Source organism: Pandoraea horticolens (assembly GCF_902459555.1).
In the GTDB taxonomy this organism is placed as follows: domain Bacteria; phylum Pseudomonadota; class Gammaproteobacteria; order Burkholderiales; family Burkholderiaceae; genus Pandoraea; species Pandoraea horticolens.
Map to the genome: position 1 here is coordinate 48,379 of NZ_CABPSM010000004.1, position 18,567 is coordinate 66,945.

Here is an 18,567-nt window from a genome sequence, read left to right on the forward strand (position 1 = left end):
CTCGCTTCTGGTCACCGACCTGAGCGCTGTGCGCGCCGTTGACCCTCATTTTTCCGGAAATCTGCATGAAAGCCTCTCGTTTCTTCATCGGCACCCTCAAGGAAGCGCCCACCGACGCCGAAATCGTCAGCCACAAGCTGATGATGCGCGCCGGCATGATTCGCCGCGTCGCCGGCGGTATCTACGATTACCTGCCGATCGGCCTGCGCTCGATCCGCAAGGTCGAAGCCATCGTTCGTGAAGAAATGAACCGCGCAGGCGCGCTCGAACTGCTTATGCCGGCCGTGCAGCCGGCCGAATTGTGGCAGGAGTCGGGGCGCTGGGAGAAGTACGGCCCGGAACTGCTGCGCCTGAAGGATCGCCACGGCCGCGAATTCGTCGTCGGCCCGACGCACGAAGAAGTCGTGACGGACATCGCCCGCCGCGAAATCAAGAGCTATCGCCAACTGCCGGTGAACTTCTATCAGGTGCAGGCGAAGTTCCGCGACGAGATTCGTCCGCGTTTCGGCGTGATGCGCGGCCGCGAATTCATCATGAAGGACGCCTACTCCTTCGATAAGGACCGCGCGGGCATGCAGGTGTCTTATCAGAAGATGTTCGACGCCTACGTGCGCATCTTCACGCGTCTGGGTTTGACGTTCCGCGCCGTGGTGGCCGACAACGGCTCCATTGGCGGCTCCGGTTCGCATGAATTCCATGTGATCGCCGACACCGGCGAAGACGCTATCGCCTACTGCCCGACGTCCGACTATGCAGCCAACGTCGAAATGGCCGAGGCGCTCGCGCCGCAGAGCGAGCGCGCCGCCCCTGCCGAAGCACTGACCAAGACTGCCACGCCGGGCAAGGCCAAGTGCGAAGCCGTCGCGGAATTGCTGTCGATCCCGCTTGCACGCACGGTCAAGTCGATCGTGCTCGCGACTGACAGCGAAGACGCCGGTACCACCGTGTGGCTGCTTCTGCTGCGCGGCGACCACGAACTCAACGAGATCAAGGCGAGCAAGGTGCCGGGGCTGTCCGACTTCCGTTTCGCGAGCGAAGCCGAGATCGTCGAATGGTTCGGCACGCCGCCGGGCTATCTGGGCCCCCTCGGCACGAAAAAGCCGGTCAAGCTCGTGGTCGATCGCGCGGTCGCGAAGATGAGCGATTTCGTGGTCGGTTCGAACGAGGTCGACTTCCACACCACCGGCGTGAACTGGGGCCGCGATCTGCCCGAGCCCGAAGTCGTGGCCGATCTGCGCAACGTCGTGCCGGGCGACCTCTCGCCGGACGGCAAGGGCGAGATCGCGCTGTGCCGGGGTATCGAAGTGGGTCACGTGTTCCAGTTGGGCACCAAGTACTCGGACGCCATGGGCGGCACCTTCCTCGACGAGACCGGCAAGCCGGCACCGATGGAGATGGGCTGCTACGGTATCGGCATCACGCGTATTCTCGGTGCGGCCATCGAGCAGAACTTCGACGATAAAGGCATCATCTGGCCGGAGTCGATCGCGCCGTTCGAAGTGGTGCTGTGCCCGATGGGCTACGACCGCAGCGACGCCGTGCGTGCCGCTACCGATAAGGTCTACGAAGATCTTCTGGCGGCCGGCGTCGACGTGATTCTCGACGACCGCGGCGAGCGTCCCGGCGTGATGTTCGCCGAGTGGGAGCTGATTGGCGTGCCGCATCGCGTGGTGATCGGCGACCGTGGCCTGAAGGAAGGCAAGATCGAGTATCAGGGCCGCCGCGATGCGCAAGCTCAGTTGCTCGACGCCGCCGTCGTGGCGGAAGTCGTCACCGGCAAGGTTTGCGCCGCCAAAGCGATCTGAGCGAGGGGCGCGCGGTGCGCCGGTGAACGTCTGCCGGTGAAACGTCGCGCGTGCGCAGGTGCATGAGGCAATACCTGACGGCAGTCGCCCCGGCGGCTGCCGTTGTCATATCTGGAAGCGTTACCGGTATGGAATATACGTTCGCGTCGGCGACGGTACTGTTGCTGCTCATCACCGACCCGTTCGGCAATATCCCGATCTTCGTGAATGCCCTGAAGAACGTGCCGGCTCATCGACGGCCGCGGGTGATCTTGCGCGAGGTGCTGATTGCGTTTGTCATCCTGTTGCTCTTCATGCTGGCGGGCGACCGCTTCCTGCGCATGATGAGTCTCACCGACCTGTCGTTGCAGTTGGCCGGGGGCATCGTGCTGTTCCTGATCGCGCTGCGCATGATCTTTCCCCGTCCCGATCAGGGGTCGTTGCCCGATGCGGGCGAGCCGCTTATTGTGCCGCTGGCGATACCGGCGCTTGCGGGGCCGTCGGCACTCGCGACCGTCATGCTGCTCGTGTCGCAGCAACCGGGACGTATGCTCGAGTGGATCACGGCGCTGTGCGTGACGATGGCCGTCTGCGCGGTGGTGCTGCTTCTGGCCGATCGTATCGAACGGTGGGTCGGCTCGCGCGTGGTGATGGCATTCGAGCGTCTGATGGGGCTGATTCTGGTGGCGATCTCGGTCGAGATGATCCTCAAGGGCGTGAAGATCTTCGTGCACCAATTCTGATGGCGTGGCGCGTGCAGCGGCGACCCTGAAAAAGGGGCCACGCTTGAACGGGCCCCTTTGACTGTCTGGCGGTGCGGGAGCGTATCCCGCCGCAGCGCTCAGCGCGGCGCGGTTAGCGCGCGAATTGCCGGCAGGTTACGCCAGTAGCCTTTGGCGTCCATGCCGCAGCCGAAGACGTAACGATCCGGCACCGTGAAGCCGCAGAAATCCGGGCGCGACGGCTTTTCCTTCGTCAGGATCTTCTCGCACAGCACGGCGCTGTAGAACTTCGAGGCGCCCATCTCCAGAATCCGGTCACGAATCGCCGCCATCGTGGCACCTTCGTCGAGAATGTCGTCGAGCACGAGCACCACGCGGTCGCGCACCGAGTCGCGCGGCGCCACGCGCCACTGCATTGCACCGCCGGTGGTAGTGTTGTTGTAGCGCGAGAGGTGGATGTAGTCGAACTCGAGCGGGAAGTCCAGACGCGGCAGCAGCATGCCGGTGAAGACGGCCGCGCCGCCCATGACCGACAGCACCATCGGGAATTCGTCGCCAATGGCGTCCTTGATGGACTTGGCCATCATGTCGACGGATCGGTTCACCTCGTCGGCCGAGACGATTTCTTCGGAATTACGGAATACTTCGAGGGCTTCTTCGCGGTTCATATGGGGCGACCCTGTGGAACGTGTTGCTGGGGGATGTCGCTAAGTGCGGCCCGGAGTATATACGGAAAATCCGTAGGAATGCCCGGACCGCGACCGGCAGGTCTGGCTCAGCGCATGCCAGGCATCATGCCTTTCATACTGCGCATCATTTTCATCATGCCACCGCCTTTGAGCTTCTTCATCATGGTGCGCATCTGGTCATACTGATTGAGCATGCGGTTGACCTCCTGCACCTGAACACCGGCGCCGGCGGCAATGCGGCGCTTGCGGCTCGCCTTGATAAGTTCCGGCTTGGCGCGCTCGGCCGGCGTCATCGAATTGATGATGCCCTCCATGCGGCGCACCTGTTTCTCGGCCTGATCCATGTTGGTCTGGCTGGCTGCGGCCTGGAATTGCGCGGGCAGCTTGTCCATGAGCGACGACAGGCCACCCATCTTCTTCATCTGGCCGATCTGCGCCTTAAAGTCGTTCAGATCGAAGTCGCCGCCTTTCTTGACCTTCTCGGCGAGTTTTTGCGCGGCCTGCACGTCGACGCCGCGTTGCGCTTCCTCGACGAGCGCCAGAATGTCGCCCATGCCGAGAATCCGGTTCGCCATGCGATCCGGATGGAAGACTTCGAGGCCGTCGAGCTTCTCGCCCACACCGACGAACTTGATCGGCTTGCCAGTAATGTGACGCACCGACAGCGCTGCACCGCCGCGCGAGTCGCCGTCGAGCTTGGTGAGCACCACACCGGTGAGCGGCAGTGCGTCGTTGAAGGCGCGGGCGGTGTTCACGGCGTCCTGGCCGAGCATGGCGTCGACGACGAACAGCGTTTCAATCGGTTTGAGTTCGGCGTGCAGGGCGCTGATTTCCTGCATCATCACTTCGTCGATACCCAGACGGCCGGCCGTGTCGACGAGCAGCACATCATGGTGATGGCGGCGGGCCCAGTCGACGGCCGCGCGGGCGATATCCACCGGCTTCTGATCGGGTTGCGACGGGAAGAAGTCGGCGTCGACCTGTTGCGTCACCGTCTGCAACTGGGCGATAGCGGCGGGGCGGTAGACGTCGGTGGAAACCGTGAGGACTTTCTTCTTCTGGGCGCGTAGCAGCTTGGCGAGCTTACCGACGGTGGTCGTCTTACCGGCGCCCTGCAGGCCGGCCATCAGGATGACGGCGGGCGGCGTCGTCGCGAGATTGAGTTCGGCGGCACGGCCTTCGTAATCACCGCCCATGAGCGCGGTCAGTTCGCGCTGCACCACGCCCACGAGCGCCTGGCCCGGCGAGAGGCTGGAAATCACCTCCTCACCCAGTGCCTTTTCTTTCACCTTGGCGATGAAATCGCGGACCACCGGCAGGGCGACGTCGGCCTCGAGCAGGGCGAGACGCACTTCGCGCAGCATTTCCTGCGTGTTGGCCTCGGTCAGGCGAGCTTCGCCGCGCAGCGTCTTGACGACTTTGGCGAGGCGCGTAGTGAGATTGTCGAGCATGAAACGTATCCTGTAAGACTCGCAGTGGCCCCGGCGGCCTGTCCCGCAGCCCCGGAAGGGGCCGTAGTGGGCGCGGCAGCGCGCCCATCATAGGCTGGTGTAAACTTCAAATATGACTATTTTACTGTATGCGCTGACCGCCATCCTTTACGCCCGGCTGGCGGTTTGTTCGTGGCAAGGATACCGGCGCGATGCCGCGCTCGCTCTGGCGGGCGGGCGGGTCGCGCCTGCGCCGGTCACCGGCACCCCCTCGCGCTGGCCGATGCAGCTTTCGCTGCTCGCTGCGCTGTTGCTGCATGGGGTGTTGCTGCATCAGACCATCTTCCGCGCGGACAGCATGCACTTCGGTTTCGCGTACATGCTCTCGGCCATGCTCTGGCTTTCGGTCGGCATTTTCTGGATCGAGAGTTTCTTTTTCCCTCTCGACAGCCTGCGGCTGATGGTCACACCCGTGGCCGCCGTCTCGTGCCTGTTGCCGATGATTTTTCCGGATGTGCGCATTCTCGGTTTTGCGGCAGATCCGATTTTCAAGGTGCACTTCATCATCGCCAACATGGCCTACGGGCTGTTCGCACTGGCCGCGCTGCACGCGCTGCTGATGATTTATGCCGAGCGGCAACTGCATCCGTCGCGCAGCAACGAGGCGACCGGCTGGCTTTCGCGCTGGCTCGAGACGTTGCCGCCACTGCTCACGATGGAAAAATTGCTGTTCCGGTTAATCGGCGCCGGGTTCGTATTGTTGACCCTGACGCTGATTTCCGGCGTGATGTTCTCCGAGGCGCTGTTCGGGCGCGCGGTGCGCATCGATCACAAGACCGTGTTCGCGGTGGTGTCGTGGCTGATGTTCGGCGCGGTGCTGCTGGGCCGACACTTTTATGGGTGGCGCGGCAAGGTTGCGCTGCGTTGGGTTCTGGCGTCGTTCGTGGCGCTTTTGCTGGCGTATGTCGGCTCTCGCTTCGTGCTTGAGGTGGTGCTGCATCGCATAACGGAGACTTGAAGCGCGATGCGCAATATTCTGCTGTTACTGGTGTTGTTGGTGGCTGGCACATGGTGGATGCGGTACAACGAGCGTAAGCGCAACACCGAGCGCGATGAGCGCAACGAACAACGGCGCCCGCCGCCGGCGCACGGTCCGCGCACGACCGTGCGCGAAGCGCTGCCACCGGCCGAGCGCATGGTGCAATGCATCGAGTGCGATACCTACCTTCCCGAGAGCGAAGCCGTCGGCGGTGCAGGCGGTAATCACTTTTGCAGCGCTGCGCACCGCAACGCCTATCTCACGCGCGAACACCGCGTCTGAGTCCCGCTGCGCAGCCAGACTGCGCAGCGATTCCGAATTCCCCCCTCGTCTCTGGCATGGCGCCCGAATGGGCAGCCTTGCGCATGGCTGTCGCATGCACTAAAACACAGTAACCGGCTCTGTACAAAAGAACCATAGCAACAGAGACGAGACGACAGGAGGGCGCAATATGCTAATGCGCAGACGGATGTATTTTCTTCTTCCCGATCTGGCCAGTGCCGGGCGCACGATGAGCGATTTGCTGCTCGCCCGGATCGACGAGCGTCACATCCACTTTATGGCACGTGACGAAATGGACCTGGAGGGACTGCACGAGGCTAACCTGCTACAGACTTCCGATATCGTGCACGGCGCAGAAGCCGGGCTCGTGATCGGCGGGTTCTGTGGTTTGGCGGTCGGTGCAGTCGCCGCGTTTTTCCCCATCGTGGGCACGCGTCCCCAATGGGAATTGATGATCGTGACCGCACCTCTCGGCGCGCTCTTCGGCGCCTGGGTGTCGAGCATGATTGGTGTGTCGGTGCCGAACTCCCGGCTCAAGGCGTTTCGCGAACCGCTCGAGCGCGGCATGATCCTGCTCATGGTGGATGTGCGCGACGGCCGTGTTGACGAGATTCGCGACATGCTCAAGGAGCATCACCCTGAGGCGCATATGGAAGGGGTGGAGTCGGCTATTCCGGCATTTCCGTGATGGATGGTAACGAGCGAGGCAATCGGATCGGCATCGAATACTGGATTGACGCAGGAGACGAGTATCACCGGCCGGCAACGGCCAATAGCGCCGCACCTGTGAGCGGCGCGGGGTGGCGCGCGTGTCGTATGACACGAGTACGACGCCATCCCAGGGCGTGGTCACGCCCACAGAAGCCTCTCGGCCAAGCACGGCGGGAGGCTTCTTCTTTGGGAATTCGCCATCGCCATCGTCCCGTGGCCGGCAGGCACCCGGCAACAGGCGATATTTTGACGCACCGCCCGCATCCGGCATGCCGGACGTGCCTGCGGCGGGGACGGGCCAAGTGGGCTACAATGGCGCCCCTCGCTCTACGGGAGTTCGCCATGCCCGTCATGCTCCAGTCATTTGCGTCCCCTAACGTTGCGCTCCGGTCGTGTGAGCGTGTCGAGAGGCACACCTTGCCGATGCCGCGAGGTCGCGCATGAACGCGCCGGATCAACGTCTGTCGCTCACGCTCGATGCCAACGGATGGGTGTGCGAAGCCGAACATCTGCCGTCGCCCAATTTCGACATGCGGCCCGATGGGATGCCGACCGACCTGCTCGTGGTGCACAACATCTCATTGCCGCCGGGACAGTTCGGCGGCGACGAAATTGCGGCATTTTTCCAGAATCGGCTTGACCACGATGCGCATCCGTTCTTCGACGAGATTCGCGGCGTGCACGTCTCATCGCACTTTCTGGTGCGACGCGACGGTGCGTTGCAACAGTTCGTGTCGTGCAATGCGCGGGCGTGGCATGCGGGGGCGTCGTCGTTCGAAGGCCGTACGCGCTGCAATGATTTTTCAATCGGCGTTGAGCTTGAAGGCACCGACGAACTGCCGTTCACTGCGGCGCAGTACGCAACGCTGGCGGCGCTCACGCGTGCGTTGTGTGAGCGTTATCCGATTCAAGCCGTGGCCGGACATGCCGATATAGCACCGGGCCGGAAGACCGATCCGGGACCGCATTTCGAGTGGCGGCGATTGCGCCGGATGGCGGATCTGAGCCCCGAGGCACTGCCGTTTCAGCCAGCCGATTAATCCCCATCCGGGGACAGGTTTTGCTTGACAGGGCGATGGCACGGGCCTCCCCGGCGCGTGAAATTTTTGGGTTTGCGGAGTGCGTCATCTCCACTATACTTAGTGCCAATTCCAGTGCCGACCACTACATCTAGTGGTTGATGTCGAGTTCGGCCCAGGATGCAATAACCATCAATACCGTGCTTGTCCCGCGGCGTTTTGTGGGGCGGCACAGCAGCAAAGCCGTGCAGCGGACACCTCGAACCCTTGGCCGTCCGTCGGTCGTGCGGTGTTCAGCACTTCGCTCCATCGGCGCCCCCAGGGCGCATTTTTGCCGGCAATAAAACTGGTAGAGACGCGCTAACAGCACCATCTCATTGGAACGGGAGTTTTTACATGCAGACTAACGAAAACCTCACCCGCCCGAACCCCACGCCCGCTGCAACTGCAGGCAGTGGCGCGGGTGCGTCGGCGCCCCAGACGACGGGCGCATTCGAGCCGGCCACCAACGCTGACTTCAAAGTGATTCGACGCAACGGCGCGGTGGTGGGTTTCGAGCCGTCGAAGATCGCCATCGCTGTGACCAAGGCGTTTCTTGCCGTGAACGGCGGTCAAGGTGCGGCTTCGGCGCGCGTGCGCGAACTCGTGGAGCAATTGACGCAGAACGTCGTGCGCGCATTGGTGCGTAGCCGTCCGAACGGCGGTACGTTCCACATCGAAGATATTCAGGATCAGGTCGAACTGGCGCTCATGCGCGAAGGTGAGCACAACGTGGCTCGCGCCTACGTGCTGTACCGCGAGAAGCGTTCGCAAGAGCGCGCTCAGGCGGTCGAGACCACGCAGGAAGCCGCTACGCCCGACGCGCCGGTGCTGCGTGTCACCGACGACGGTGTGACGCGTACGCTCGACATGGCCGTGCTGCGCGGCGTGGTGCAAGCCGCCTGCGAAAACCTCGGCGATGAAGTCAAAGCCGAGCCGATCCTGACCGAGACCATCAAGAATCTGTACGACGGCGTGCCGCTGTCGCAGGTCTACGATTCGGCGATCCTCGCTTCGCGTACGCTCATCGAGAAGGAGCCGGCGTACAGCCAGGTTACGGCCCGTATCCTGATGCACACGATCCGCCGCGAAATCCTCGGCGAAGAAGTGCTGCAGGGCGAAATGGCTGAGCGCTACATTGAGTATTTCCCGCGTTTCATCAAGCAAGGGGTTGAGGCCGAACTGCTCGACGAGCAACTGCTCTCGTTCGATCTGGCCAGGCTGGGCGCTGCGCTCGACGCGTCGCGCGACCTGCAATTCAACTACCTGGGCCTGCAGACGCTGTACGACCGCTACTTCCTGCACATCGACAGTCATCGTATCGAAATGCCACAGGCGTTCTATATGCGTGTGGCAATGGGTCTGGCACTCAATGAAGTCGAGCGCGAAGCGCGTGCGATCGAGTTCTATCAGATTCTGTCGAGCTTCGACTTCATGAGTTCGACGCCGACGCTGTTCAACTCGGGTACGCGTCGCTCGCAGCTCTCGTCGTGCTATCTGACGACGGTCTCGGACGATCTGGAAGGTATCTACGAAGCGCTCAAGGAAAACGCACTGCTCTCGAAGTTTGCCGGCGGTCTGGGCAACGACTGGACGCAGGTTCGCGCACTCGGCTCGCACATCAAGGGCACGAACGGCAAGAGCCAGGGCGTGGTGCCGTTCCTGAAGGTAGTCAACGACACGGCGGTGGCCGTGAACCAGGGTGGCAAGCGCAAGGGCGCTGTCTGCGCGTACCTGGAAACGTGGCACCTGGACATCGAAGAATTCCTGGAACTGCGTAAGAACACGGGTGACGATCGTCGTCGTACGCACGACATGAACACGGCGAACTGGATTCCCGATCTGTTCATGAAGCGCGTGATGGAAGGCGCCGAGTGGACGCTGTTCTCGCCGTCGACCTGCCCGGATCTGCACGACAAGTACGGCAAGGCCTTCGAACAGGCTTACACGGCCTACGAAGAGAAGGCCGCACGCGGCGAAATCAGGCTGTTCAAGAAGGTGCCGGCGCAGGCGCTCTGGCGCAAGATGCTGGGCATGCTGTTCGAAACCGGCCATCCGTGGATCACGTTCAAGGACCCGTGCAACATCCGCTCGCCGCAGCAGCACGTGGGCGTGGTGCACTCGTCGAACCTGTGCACGGAAATCACGCTGAACACGAGCGAGACCGAAATCGCCGTGTGTAACCTCGGCTCGGTGAACCTCGTGGCTCACCTGAAGCAGACGGCCAACGGCTACGAACTGGATCACGAGAAGCTGCAGCGCACCATTCGCGTGGCGATGCGCATGCTCGACAACGTCATCGACATCAATTACTACGCGGTGGCGAAGGCGCGCAATTCGAACCTGCATCACCGTCCGGTGGGCATGGGCATCATGGGCTTCCAGGACTGCCTGCACCTGCTGCGCACGCCCTATGCGTCGAACGACGCGGTCGAGTTTGCCGATCGTTCGATGGAAGCCGTGTGCTACTACGCCTACTGGGCGTCGACCGAGCTGGCGAAGGAACGCGGTCAGTATTCGTCGTACAAGGGCTCGCTGTGGGATCGTGGCATCCTGCCGCAGGATTCGCTGAAGCTGCTGGCCGAAGAGCGTGGTGGTTATGTCGACGTCGACCTGTCGAGCACGCTCGACTGGGACAGCCTGCGCAAGCACATCGCCGATCACGGCATGCGCAACTCGAACTGCGTGGCGATCGCGCCGACCGCGACGATCTCGAACATCATTGGCGTATCGGCCTGTATCGAGCCGACGTTCCAGAACCTGTACGTGAAGTCGAACCTGTCGGGCGAATTCACGGTGGTCAACGAGTATCTGGTGCGTGACCTGAAGGCCCGCGGCCTGTGGGATGAAGTGATGGTCGCCGACCTGAAGTACTTCGACGGCTCGCTCGCCCGTATCGATCGCGTGCCGGCCGACCTGCGCGAGATTTACGCCACGGCGTTCGAAGTTGAGCCGAAGTGGCTGGTCGAGGCCGCGTCGCGTCGTCAGAAGTGGATCGACCAGGCGCAATCGCTCAACATCTATATGGCGGGCGCTTCGGGCAAGAAGCTCGACGAGACGTACAAGCTGGCTTGGACGCGCGCGCTGAAGACCACGTACTACCTGCGTACGATGGCCGCAACGCACGTCGAGAAGTCGACGGTGAGCCACGGCGCGCTGAACGCGGTGAGCTCGGGGGGGGTAACGCCGAGCGGAAGCTTCTCGGCCGAGCCGACCTCGCCGCTGGCACAACCGATGCCGGAAGCCGAAGGCGCGGTTTGCACGATGCGTCCGGGCGACCCTGGCTTCGAAGAGTGCGAGGCTTGCCAGTAAGTTGAGCGTGCCGAGGTGCCCGACAGGGCCCCGGTACCTGGGAAAAACCCCGTCGCCCTTGCGGGCCGGCGGGGTTTTTTCTTGGGCGATTCGTCTGGCGATCAGGCCAGATCGATACGCATCGACAGATCGAGCGTCTGCCCATGTGCGACCACGGCGTGATCGTTGTCGAACTCACCTACCCGGTGTGTCGACGGCTCGAGGCACAGGTACGGACGCCCCGCTGGCGAGTGCACCACCAGCCAGGCGGCGTTGTCGCTGCGCACGGTGGCCGAGCGCAGGCCACCGGCATAGTCGATACGCGCGTCGAATCGTCCGGACTCGGAGGGCGCTTCAGCGAACCATGTCGATCGTCCTCCCGTATCGAGTCCGCCGCCTACGGACACGACTTCCATCGCGCCGACATGCACACGCTGCTCGCTCGGCCAGCGGATGTCCTCGGAGGGCGAACGCCAGATCGCCTCCGACTCGAACGTCAGACGTGCGCCTGCGGGCCAGCGGAAGTACGGGTGCAGCCCGAGCCCGGCCGGCATGTCTTCGGTGGAGAGATTGGTGATCGACAGTTGCATGTCCACCCCTTGCTCATCGAGCGACACCGAGAGGTACGCCTGATAGTGCCAGGGCCACTCGGGTTGCGCGGGGCTATCGAGTTGCAGCACGCAACAGTCAGGGCTCTCGTCGACGACGTCCCACTCGCGCCGCAGCCCCCAGCCGTGCAGCGAACTCGACGCCGCGGGCGCCTCGCGAACGCCAATCGTGCGCTCGCGCCAGTGCAGGGTGTCGTCGCGCAACATATTGGTATACGGCAGCATCGGAAAGGCACCGGCCTTCGGCCATTCGTCCGACGAGAACGGCTCGTTGCCCAGCGGTACGAGGTAGTCGAAGAGGTCGCCGCGCGTGTCGCGGCGAGCGAGTCGTGCGAGCCGGCCGCCGCAACCGGGTTGGACTTCGGCCACGAGCGAGCCTTTCGAGAGGCGGATCGGTTTGCCGGGCGTGAGTATGCGTGGGGTTGGGCCTGGCGAGCCCGCCTGAGTCTGTGCGCTGTCGGCGCTTGGGAATGTCATCGTCGGTATCTCCTTCATCGGCGTCTGGGGGTGGCGCACGCCGGAATCTGCCGCTCCGGTCCGCTGCGCGGTGACGCTCGCCGCCACAGGATACGCCAATGTGACGCCGCGCCCTCCGAAGGCGGCGCAATGGCTGTCGTGCGACGCCGTTTCGTGGCAAGATGCCGGTCCCGCGAGACCGGATGCCAATGGCTAAGGGAAATCGCCAAACACTAGGTATAGTGGTTATCGCGCGGTGCGACACTATATCTAGTGTCGCGTGCTGGAATGAGTAACGTAATTGTGCTAAATTGGAGTCATTCAATTCGACGTCGGGAGGTCATGATGTTGTTATCGCTCTCGCGTCGGCATTGTTGTTCAAAACTGCGTAATTGCGCATCTGCATTACCCCCGAAACACGGCAACTTTTCCGGCGAACTTCGCACTGCCGGCGATAGGTCGCCGACTGCCGGATCGCTAGTTTTTTGTCAGCCTTCGCCCGCGAACGGCTGATCTGTCACTTCGGCGATGTGCGCGCCTGTGTGCATCGCATCAACCTGAATGGACTGAGACCCTATGCTTAACTGGGAAGAAGACACCACCGCCGCCAAACCGGCTGCTCCCTCCGCTGCTCCGGCCCCTGCGTCGAACATTCTCGGCACCCAAGGGGATACCCCGAGTGTGATCGCTTCGCAGTCGACGCGTCGCGTGAGTGCGTCCGACAAGCGCGTGATCAACGGCACGACGGATGTGAACCAGCTGGTGCCCTTCAAGTACAAATGGGCCTGGGAGAAATATCTCGCGGGTTGCGCGAACCACTGGATGCCGCAGGAAATCAACATGTCGCGCGACATCGCTCTGTGGAAGGACCCGAACGGTCTGACCGACGACGAGCGCCGCATCATCAAGCGCAACCTTGGCTTCTTCGTGACCGCCGACTCGCTCGCCGCGAACAACATCGTGCTGGGCACCTATCGCCACATCACCGCGCCGGAGTGCCGCCAGTTCCTGCTGCGTCAGGCGTTCGAAGAGGCGATTCACACGCACGCTTATCAGTACATCGTCGAGAGCCTGGGGCTGGACGAAGGCGAGATCTTCAATGCGTATCACGAAGTGCCGTCGATTCGCGACAAGGACGAGTTCCTGCTCCCGTTCATTGAAGTCGTGGCCGATCCGTCGTTCCAGACCGGCACGCAGGAAACCGACCAGAAGCTGCTGCGCTCGCTGATCGTGTTCGCCTGCATCATGGAAGGTCTGTTCTTCTATGTCGGCTTCACGCAGATCCTCGCGCTGGGCCGTCAGAACAAGATGACGGGTGCTGCAGAGCAGTATCAGTACATCCTTCGCGACGAGTCGATGCACTGCAACTTCGGCATCGATCTGATCAATCAGGTGAAGCTGGAAAACCCGAACCTGTGGACGCCGGAGTTCCGCGAAGAGATTCGCGAGCTGTTCAAGAAGGCGGTCGAGTTGGAGTATCGCTACGCTGAAGACACGATGCCGCGCGGCGTGCTTGGTCTGAACGCGGGCATGTTCAAGAGCTATCTTCGCTTCATCGCGAACCGTCGTTGTGCCCAAATTGGTCTCGAAGCGCTCTACCCGAACGAAGAGAATCCGTTCCCGTGGATGAGCGAGATGATCGATCTGAAGAAGGAGCGCAACTTCTTCGAGACGCGTGTGATCGAGTACCAGACCGGTGGCGCGTTGAGCTGGGACTAAGTCCGGAGAAAAAAATGGGTGCTCGCTGCAAAGCGAGTATCCATGCGGGTTTCGAGAGGGTGGTGTGTGCGTGCATGACAGGCGTGACCAACAGCAAGAGAAGCAAAAGAGAATGTGCAGGTCACGCACATCATCCTCACTCGCAAGACGTTTCGATCGCTTCGCAAGTGCTTCGCATGCGTCGACATGCGAGTGCGATGTGCATCAAATACAACAGATTGACTTCTTCATTACGAATGTTGTGCGCTTTTTTACGTGCAAAGTATTAACATCGCATCACAAAAGAATTATGATTCGCTCAAATAAATTGCAGTCTCGATGAACACACGAAAGCACATTGCTTTCCTCCCGCGACAGAGAGCTGGTAGTTACGGAGCGTAAAAACCTTGGTGCATAGCAAGCAGTATCGCTTATCCGCTATCGCAATCTCCTCCATCCCGATGACGGGACAGGCAAGCTACCCCCCGAAGAATCTGGCGAATCCCCCTTCTCAAGACAATCGAATTGCTGGCGGCGATGTCGCCGGCAATTTTTTTGCGCGCGTGACCACACACGGTCAGCGTCATGCGCGCAGCGCCGAATTCATTAGCGTAAGCCGTCGTTGTCCGATGCGTACGCCGATGAATAGCCCGCTCGCCGGCAGTTCACCGCACGGTGGTCGGGTTTCCTTCTCAGGTGGTTTGTTTGAGTGATCTTTCACGTTAAGGAGCAAAGTGATGGCTACTACTGCTAAGAAAAAACCCGCAGCCAAGAAGGCTGTTGCCAAGAAGCCGGTAGCGAAGAAGGCTGCTGTCGCCAAGAAGCCTGTCGCCAAGAAGGCTGTGGCTGCTAAGAAGCCGGTAGCGAAGAAGGCAGCTGCTGCCAAGAAGCCGGCAGCGAAGAAGGTTGCTGCCAAGAAGCCGGCAGCGAAGAAGGTTGCGGTGAAGAAGGTTGCCGCCAAGAAGCCGGTCGCCAAGAAGGCAGCGGTGAAGAAGGTTGCCGCCAAGAAGCCGGTCGCCAAGAAGGCAGCGGTGAAGAAGGTTGCCGCCAAGAAGCCGGCAGCCAAGAAGGCAGCAGTGAAGAAGGTCGCTGCGAAGAAGCCGGCAGCGAAGAAGGCCGCTGCCAAGAAGCCTGCTGCCAAGAAGGTTGCTGCGAAGAAGCCGGCTGCCAAGAAGCCTGCTGCGAAGAAGCCCGCTGCTGCCAAGAAGCCGGCAGTGAAGAAGGTTGCTGCAAAGCCTGCTCCGGCTACGTCGCCGGCAGCACCGAAGACGGCGCTGAACCCGGCAGCGGCATGGCCGTTCCCGACCGGCAGCCGTCCGTAATTCGAGTGCCGATGCAGGAACCAGGGCACTTAGGTGTCTTTTGATCGAGTAGGCCTACTCGATCCGGAACCCGCTGTGATGAGTCATCGTCGCAGCGGGTTTTTTCATGGTGCAAATGAAAACGGGCGACCTGAGTCGCCCGAGTCATGCGTGCACAGGCGCGATACGAGATCGCTTCCGGCAAGTACAGCGCGTGTCAGCGCAACGTGAAGACTTAGTGCGTCACACGTGTCACGCCGCCGCTCGAGAGCAGACGCACGCGCTGTCCCGGCTGGAACGTCTCGTCGGCATCCTGCGTGATCGCACGCAGCTCGCCGTTGTCGAGTCGCACCGTGATTTCCAGACCCGCCTTCTTGCTCATGCGGCTCTCGATGGCTTGACCTGCCACGGCGCCCAGCAGACCGCCCACGATGCCCGTCGCAATCGAACCGCGACCGCCGCCGATGGCGCTGCCGCCGATGGCACCGAGCGCGCCGCCGCCCGCGATGCCGAGAATGCCCGGATCGCCGTTGCTGCTGTCGATCGTGACCGGGCGTACCGATTCGACCGTGCCCATGCGCACGACCTGTTCGCGTTGCGCCTGACGGCTGTTGTAGACGCTCGCAGAATTGCTCGGGCCGAACGCCGTGCAGGCGGACAGAGAGAGCGAAGCCGCGGCAGTGAGAATAATGAGCGGTGTGGTCAGTCGTGCCATCGTTGTGCCTTTTCTAAGATCATTCGAAGCGGTGGCCGAACGCTTCTACATATTGCGCCTCGATTTCGCTGCGCGCCGGTGCATAAGTCTGCGGGCCTTGCTCGGCAATCTTGAGTGAACCCATCAGGCTGGCCAGGCGGCCGGTCGTCGGCCAGTCGAGGCCCTTTTCAATGCCATACAGCAACCCGCCACGGAACGCATCGCCGCAACCGGTGGGATCGACGATGCGCTTGGCGGTCACGGCAGGAATGTCGTGTTGCTTGCCGTCGGCGAAGATCAGGGCCCCGTGCTCTCCGCGCGTGACGACAAGTGCCTCGACTCGGGACTGCAGGTCTTCCATCGACCAGCCGGTCTTCGAGCAGAGGAGCTTGGCTTCGTAGTCGTTGACCGCGAGATACGTTGCGAGTTCCACCATGCGACGCAGTGCCTCAGCCGAGAGCAGCGGCAAACCCTGGCCCGGATCGAACACGAAAGGCACTCCTGCCGCGGCGAAGCCCTCGGCGTGGGTGAGCATGGCGTCCGGGGCATCGGGGGCGACGATGCCGAGCGTGGCGCCTTTGACGTCGGCCACGCGATTCTCCGCCGAGAACATCATTGCGCCCGGGTGGAAGGCGGTGATCTGGTTGTTGTCCAGATCGGTGGTGATCATGGCGTTCGCCGTCATGCTGTCGGCGACGGTGCGCACGAATTCCGTCGTCATGCCAAGCGACTGGAAACGCTCGACGTAGGCGCCGCCATCGCCGCCGACCGTCCCCATCACCACCGGCGAGCCCCCCAGCAGATGCAGGCTGTAGCCGATGTTGCCGGCGCACCCGCCGAAGTTGCGGCGCATCGTCGGCACGAGGAAGCTGACGTTCAGGATGTGCACCTGATCGGGCAGGATGTGCTCGCCGAAGCGGCCTTCGAACGTCATGATGTTGTCGTAGGCGAGCGAGCCGCAGATCACGGTAGTCACGGAACAGGTCCTTGCGAAAAGTAAGAAGGGGGCAACAAGGGCGGCAGTCGATGACTCGCAGTCGAGCCGCCTCATGCTGTCGAAAAAACGGGCCGGCGCATCGCATCTGTTGCGCCGGCACGGGAACTGCGATCCGGCGCGCACCGGCCGAATCGACTGATGCGGGCGAGCCAGATGAACGGCAGTGATTTACGCCAGGGCGGCGAGCGCGGCGTCGTAGTTCGGTTCGTTCTTGATCTCGGGCACGAGTTCAGCGTGGATCACGCGGTTATCGGCATCGAGCACCACGACGGCACGAGCTGCCACGCCGGCGAGCGGGCCGGTCGTGATCGCCACGCCGTAATTCTTGAGGAACTCGCGACCGCGCATGGTCGAGAGCGTGACAACGTTGTTCAGGCCTTCGGTGGCGCAGAAGCGGCTCATCGCGAACGGCAGGTCGGCCGAGATCACGAGCACGACAGTGTTCTCGAGCTTACCGGCGGCTTCGTTGAATTTGCGGGTCGAGGTGGCGCAGGTCGGCGTGTCGAGGCTCGGCACGATGTTGAGCACCTTGCGTTTACCGGCGAAGTCGTCGAGCGTGACGTCTTGCAATTTGGCGTTGACGAGCGAGAGTGCCGGTGCGGTCTGACCCTTCTGCGGGAACTGGCCGTCGACTTCGATGGGGTTACCCCCGAGCGTGACTTGGGACATCAATATCTCCTGAATTGAGTGCAACAGCGCTATCAAGGATAGAACGCGAGCACCCGGTAATTACTGGCTAGCGCTGCCTGCGCCGACAATCGTAACCGAATCGTTCGTTCATTGCGTGAAGCCAGCCCGGCCTCGCGCAGCGCGGCATCGGCAACGTAGTCGCTGGCCGCAAAAACGCGTCGCACGACGGGCTTGCCGTCGATGTCCGACAGCGTCAGTTCGAGCGATGGCCACGCCACCGCGTAGTCCGCCTGATTGCGGATGAACACGGTGAGCGTCATGGGTACGGCGTCGGCCGGGGAGGCAGACACCGCGCTTGCCGTTGCGTCGGTGGCGTCTTCTGTGCCGGCTTCGTCGGTGACAAGAGTCACGCTGGAAAGCTGAATCATGTCCGGCTGACGCGGTGGTGCGATCGTCACATGCATCGGCCGGCCGATAGCGGTGAACACGCCGCGCAATGCCGGAACCCGGTCGACCAGTGCGGCGTGTTCGATCCATGCCCACTGTGCAGCCAGGCCGAGGATCGCCAGCGTGAGCAGCACTCGCCAGATCGCGCGGCCGGCACCGGGGCGCTGCGGTTGCCCTGCGAGGTGGCTCGAGCCTGGTGGTTCGGCTCGGGACGACGAGGCGGTTGGTGAGGTCGGTGTGTTGAGTCTCGTGGGTTCGTCGTCGTCGATGTAGCGCCTTGGGCCATGTTGCATTTGCGCCCGGCTTTCGTCGGCGGTGCCCAGCAACGCAGCGATGGCGGTGGGCGTGAGCATCTCGGGCGCCGGCGGCCGTTCGGCGCGGGGTACGGATTCGTTCGCCGATGCCGCAGACACCGCCTTATCGATCGGCAGCGACGACACCTGCGGTTCGCCCGAGATGTCGTGGGTACCGGCGCCGTTCGTCGCGACGGTATCGATGAGGGCAGTGCTATCGGCTGGCGTCGCACTCATCATCTCGGCGGCCGGCGCGTCACTCGCTTCGCTGGGCGGATCGCAGAGATAGGCGCGTCCGTCGAACACTTCACGGCAATTGCCGCAACGCACCAAACCATCGCGCAGCTTGAGCTGATCCGAGACGACGCGAAAGACGGTATGGCAGTGGGGGCAGCGGGTAGCGAGAACGCGCGAGGGCTGGGTCATGGGACTCGAGG

General features: G+C 62.3%; 17 protein-coding genes. 10 read left to right on the plus strand and 7 right to left on the minus strand.

All coding sequences use genetic code 11. The features are described from left to right. Positions 1-65: 65 nt before the first annotated feature. Complete coding sequence (locus PHO31112_RS08690; protein ID WP_150620154.1) at positions 66-1,805, plus strand: proline--tRNA ligase; 1,740 nt, start codon at positions 66-68, stop codon at positions 1,803-1,805. A 128-nt stretch (positions 1,806-1,933) separates the two neighbouring features. Next, entirely contained in the window at positions 1,934-2,527 is a 594-nt protein-coding gene (locus PHO31112_RS08695; RefSeq protein WP_150620155.1) for a MarC family protein, read from the plus strand. A 98-nt stretch (positions 2,528-2,625) separates the two neighbouring features. On the opposite strand, the gene PHO31112_RS08700 is transcribed toward PHO31112_RS08695, so the two are convergent. Further along, the gene (locus PHO31112_RS08700) at positions 2,626-3,174 is read right to left on the minus strand and encodes a hypoxanthine-guanine phosphoribosyltransferase (RefSeq protein ID WP_150620156.1); all 549 of its coding nucleotides are present in this window, start codon (positions 3,172-3,174) and stop codon (positions 2,626-2,628) included. Positions 3,175-3,281: 107 nt separating this feature from the next. Then, positions 3,282-4,646, minus strand: a complete 1,365-nt coding sequence (gene ffh, locus PHO31112_RS08705; RefSeq protein ID WP_150620157.1) for a signal recognition particle protein — start codon at positions 4,644-4,646, stop codon at positions 3,282-3,284. A gap of 112 nt (positions 4,647-4,758) precedes the next feature. Between ffh and PHO31112_RS08710 the strand changes: the two genes are divergently transcribed. From PHO31112_RS08710 to PHO31112_RS08730, 5 genes are all read left to right on the plus strand, one after another. Beyond that, entirely contained in the window at positions 4,759-5,643 is an 885-nt protein-coding gene (locus tag PHO31112_RS08710) for a cytochrome C assembly family protein (RefSeq protein WP_150620158.1), read from the plus strand. A 6-nt stretch (positions 5,644-5,649) separates the two neighbouring features. Further along, entirely contained in the window at positions 5,650-5,946 is a 297-nt protein-coding gene (locus PHO31112_RS08715; protein ID WP_150620159.1) for a PP0621 family protein, read from the plus strand. A gap of 175 nt (positions 5,947-6,121) precedes the next feature. Further along, positions 6,122-6,634 (plus strand): DUF1269 domain-containing protein, encoded by a 513-nt coding sequence (locus PHO31112_RS08720; protein ID WP_010803942.1) that lies wholly within the window; start codon positions 6,122-6,124, stop codon positions 6,632-6,634. 463 nt (positions 6,635-7,097) lie between these two features. Then, complete coding sequence (gene ampD / locus PHO31112_RS08725) at positions 7,098-7,697, plus strand: 1,6-anhydro-N-acetylmuramyl-L-alanine amidase AmpD (protein ID WP_150620160.1); 600 nt, start codon at positions 7,098-7,100, stop codon at positions 7,695-7,697. 375 nt (positions 7,698-8,072) lie between these two features. Next, positions 8,073-11,027 (plus strand): ribonucleoside-diphosphate reductase subunit alpha, encoded by a 2,955-nt coding sequence (locus PHO31112_RS08730; protein ID WP_150620161.1) that lies wholly within the window; start codon positions 8,073-8,075, stop codon positions 11,025-11,027. 101 nt (positions 11,028-11,128) lie between these two features. Here PHO31112_RS08730 and PHO31112_RS08735 read toward each other — a convergent pair whose 3' ends face one another. Beyond that, on the minus strand, positions 11,129-12,091 hold the full coding sequence (locus tag PHO31112_RS08735; protein WP_174995628.1) for an aldose epimerase family protein: 963 nt from the start codon (positions 12,089-12,091) through the stop codon (positions 11,129-11,131). Between the two features lie 555 nt (positions 12,092-12,646). Between PHO31112_RS08735 and PHO31112_RS08740 the strand changes: the two genes are divergently transcribed. From PHO31112_RS08740 to PHO31112_RS08750, 3 genes are all read left to right on the plus strand, one after another. Next, the gene (locus PHO31112_RS08740; RefSeq protein ID WP_150620163.1) at positions 12,647-13,789 is read left to right on the plus strand and encodes a ribonucleotide-diphosphate reductase subunit beta; all 1,143 of its coding nucleotides are present in this window, start codon (positions 12,647-12,649) and stop codon (positions 13,787-13,789) included. A 386-nt stretch (positions 13,790-14,175) separates the two neighbouring features. After that, positions 14,176-14,481 carry a hypothetical protein gene (locus tag PHO31112_RS08745; RefSeq protein WP_150620164.1) on the plus strand — a complete coding sequence of 102 codons (306 nt, stop codon included), beginning with the start codon at positions 14,176-14,178 and terminating at the stop codon, positions 14,479-14,481. Between the two features lie 24 nt (positions 14,482-14,505). After that, positions 14,506-15,090, plus strand: a complete 585-nt coding sequence (locus PHO31112_RS08750) for a histone H1-like DNA-binding protein (protein ID WP_150620165.1) — start codon at positions 14,506-14,508, stop codon at positions 15,088-15,090. Between the two features lie 214 nt (positions 15,091-15,304). Here PHO31112_RS08750 and PHO31112_RS08755 read toward each other — a convergent pair whose 3' ends face one another. The 4 genes from PHO31112_RS08755 to PHO31112_RS08770 form a co-directional block, all read right to left on the minus strand. Next, complete coding sequence (locus PHO31112_RS08755; RefSeq protein ID WP_150620166.1) at positions 15,305-15,784, minus strand: outer membrane lipoprotein; 480 nt, start codon at positions 15,782-15,784, stop codon at positions 15,305-15,307. Positions 15,785-15,803: 19 nt separating this feature from the next. Next, positions 15,804-16,739, minus strand: a complete 936-nt coding sequence (locus PHO31112_RS08760) for a carbohydrate kinase family protein (RefSeq protein ID WP_150620167.1) — start codon at positions 16,737-16,739, stop codon at positions 15,804-15,806. A 189-nt stretch (positions 16,740-16,928) separates the two neighbouring features. Continuing rightward, positions 16,929-17,429: a thiol peroxidase gene (tpx, locus tag PHO31112_RS08765; protein ID WP_150620168.1), complete on the minus strand. Its 501-nt coding sequence runs from the start codon at positions 17,427-17,429 to the stop codon at positions 16,929-16,931. Positions 17,430-17,461: 32 nt separating this feature from the next. After that, positions 17,462-18,556 carry a DUF3426 domain-containing protein gene (locus tag PHO31112_RS08770; RefSeq protein ID WP_150620169.1) on the minus strand — a complete coding sequence of 365 codons (1,095 nt, stop codon included), beginning with the start codon at positions 18,554-18,556 and terminating at the stop codon, positions 17,462-17,464. Between the last annotated feature and the right edge of the window lie 11 nt (positions 18,557-18,567).

What these genes read in the sequence shown, in the direction of transcription:
- PHO31112_RS08730 (WP_150620161.1), top strand. Translation starts at nt 8,073, where the DNA reads ATGCAGACTAACGAAAACCTCACCCGCCCGAACCCCACGCCCGCTGCA.
- PHO31112_RS08690 (WP_150620154.1), top strand. Translation starts at nt 66, where the DNA reads ATGAAAGCCTCTCGTTTCTTCATCGGCACCCTCAAGGAAGCGCCCACC.
- PHO31112_RS08750 (WP_150620165.1), top strand. Translation starts at nt 14,506, where the DNA reads ATGGCTACTACTGCTAAGAAAAAACCCGCAGCCAAGAAGGCTGTTGCC.
- PHO31112_RS08755 (WP_150620166.1), bottom strand. Translation starts at nt 15,784, where the DNA reads ATGGCACGACTGACCACACCGCTCATTATTCTCACTGCCGCGGCTTCG.
- ampD (WP_150620160.1), top strand. Translation starts at nt 7,098, where the DNA reads ATGAACGCGCCGGATCAACGTCTGTCGCTCACGCTCGATGCCAACGGA.
- PHO31112_RS08695 (WP_150620155.1), top strand. Translation starts at nt 1,934, where the DNA reads ATGGAATATACGTTCGCGTCGGCGACGGTACTGTTGCTGCTCATCACC.
- PHO31112_RS08735 (WP_174995628.1), bottom strand. Translation starts at nt 12,091, where the DNA reads ATGACATTCCCAAGCGCCGACAGCGCACAGACTCAGGCGGGCTCGCCA.
- PHO31112_RS08715 (WP_150620159.1), top strand. Translation starts at nt 5,650, where the DNA reads ATGCGCAATATTCTGCTGTTACTGGTGTTGTTGGTGGCTGGCACATGG.
- PHO31112_RS08700 (WP_150620156.1), bottom strand. Translation starts at nt 3,174, where the DNA reads ATGAACCGCGAAGAAGCCCTCGAAGTATTCCGTAATTCCGAAGAAATC.
- tpx (WP_150620168.1), bottom strand. Translation starts at nt 17,429, where the DNA reads ATGTCCCAAGTCACGCTCGGGGGTAACCCCATCGAAGTCGACGGCCAG.
- PHO31112_RS08710 (WP_150620158.1), top strand. Translation starts at nt 4,759, where the DNA reads ATGACTATTTTACTGTATGCGCTGACCGCCATCCTTTACGCCCGGCTG.
- PHO31112_RS08720 (WP_010803942.1), top strand. Translation starts at nt 6,122, where the DNA reads ATGCGCAGACGGATGTATTTTCTTCTTCCCGATCTGGCCAGTGCCGGG.
- PHO31112_RS08770 (WP_150620169.1), bottom strand. Translation starts at nt 18,556, where the DNA reads ATGACCCAGCCCTCGCGCGTTCTCGCTACCCGCTGCCCCCACTGCCAT.
- PHO31112_RS08740 (WP_150620163.1), top strand. Translation starts at nt 12,647, where the DNA reads ATGCTTAACTGGGAAGAAGACACCACCGCCGCCAAACCGGCTGCTCCC.
- ffh (WP_150620157.1), bottom strand. Translation starts at nt 4,646, where the DNA reads ATGCTCGACAATCTCACTACGCGCCTCGCCAAAGTCGTCAAGACGCTG.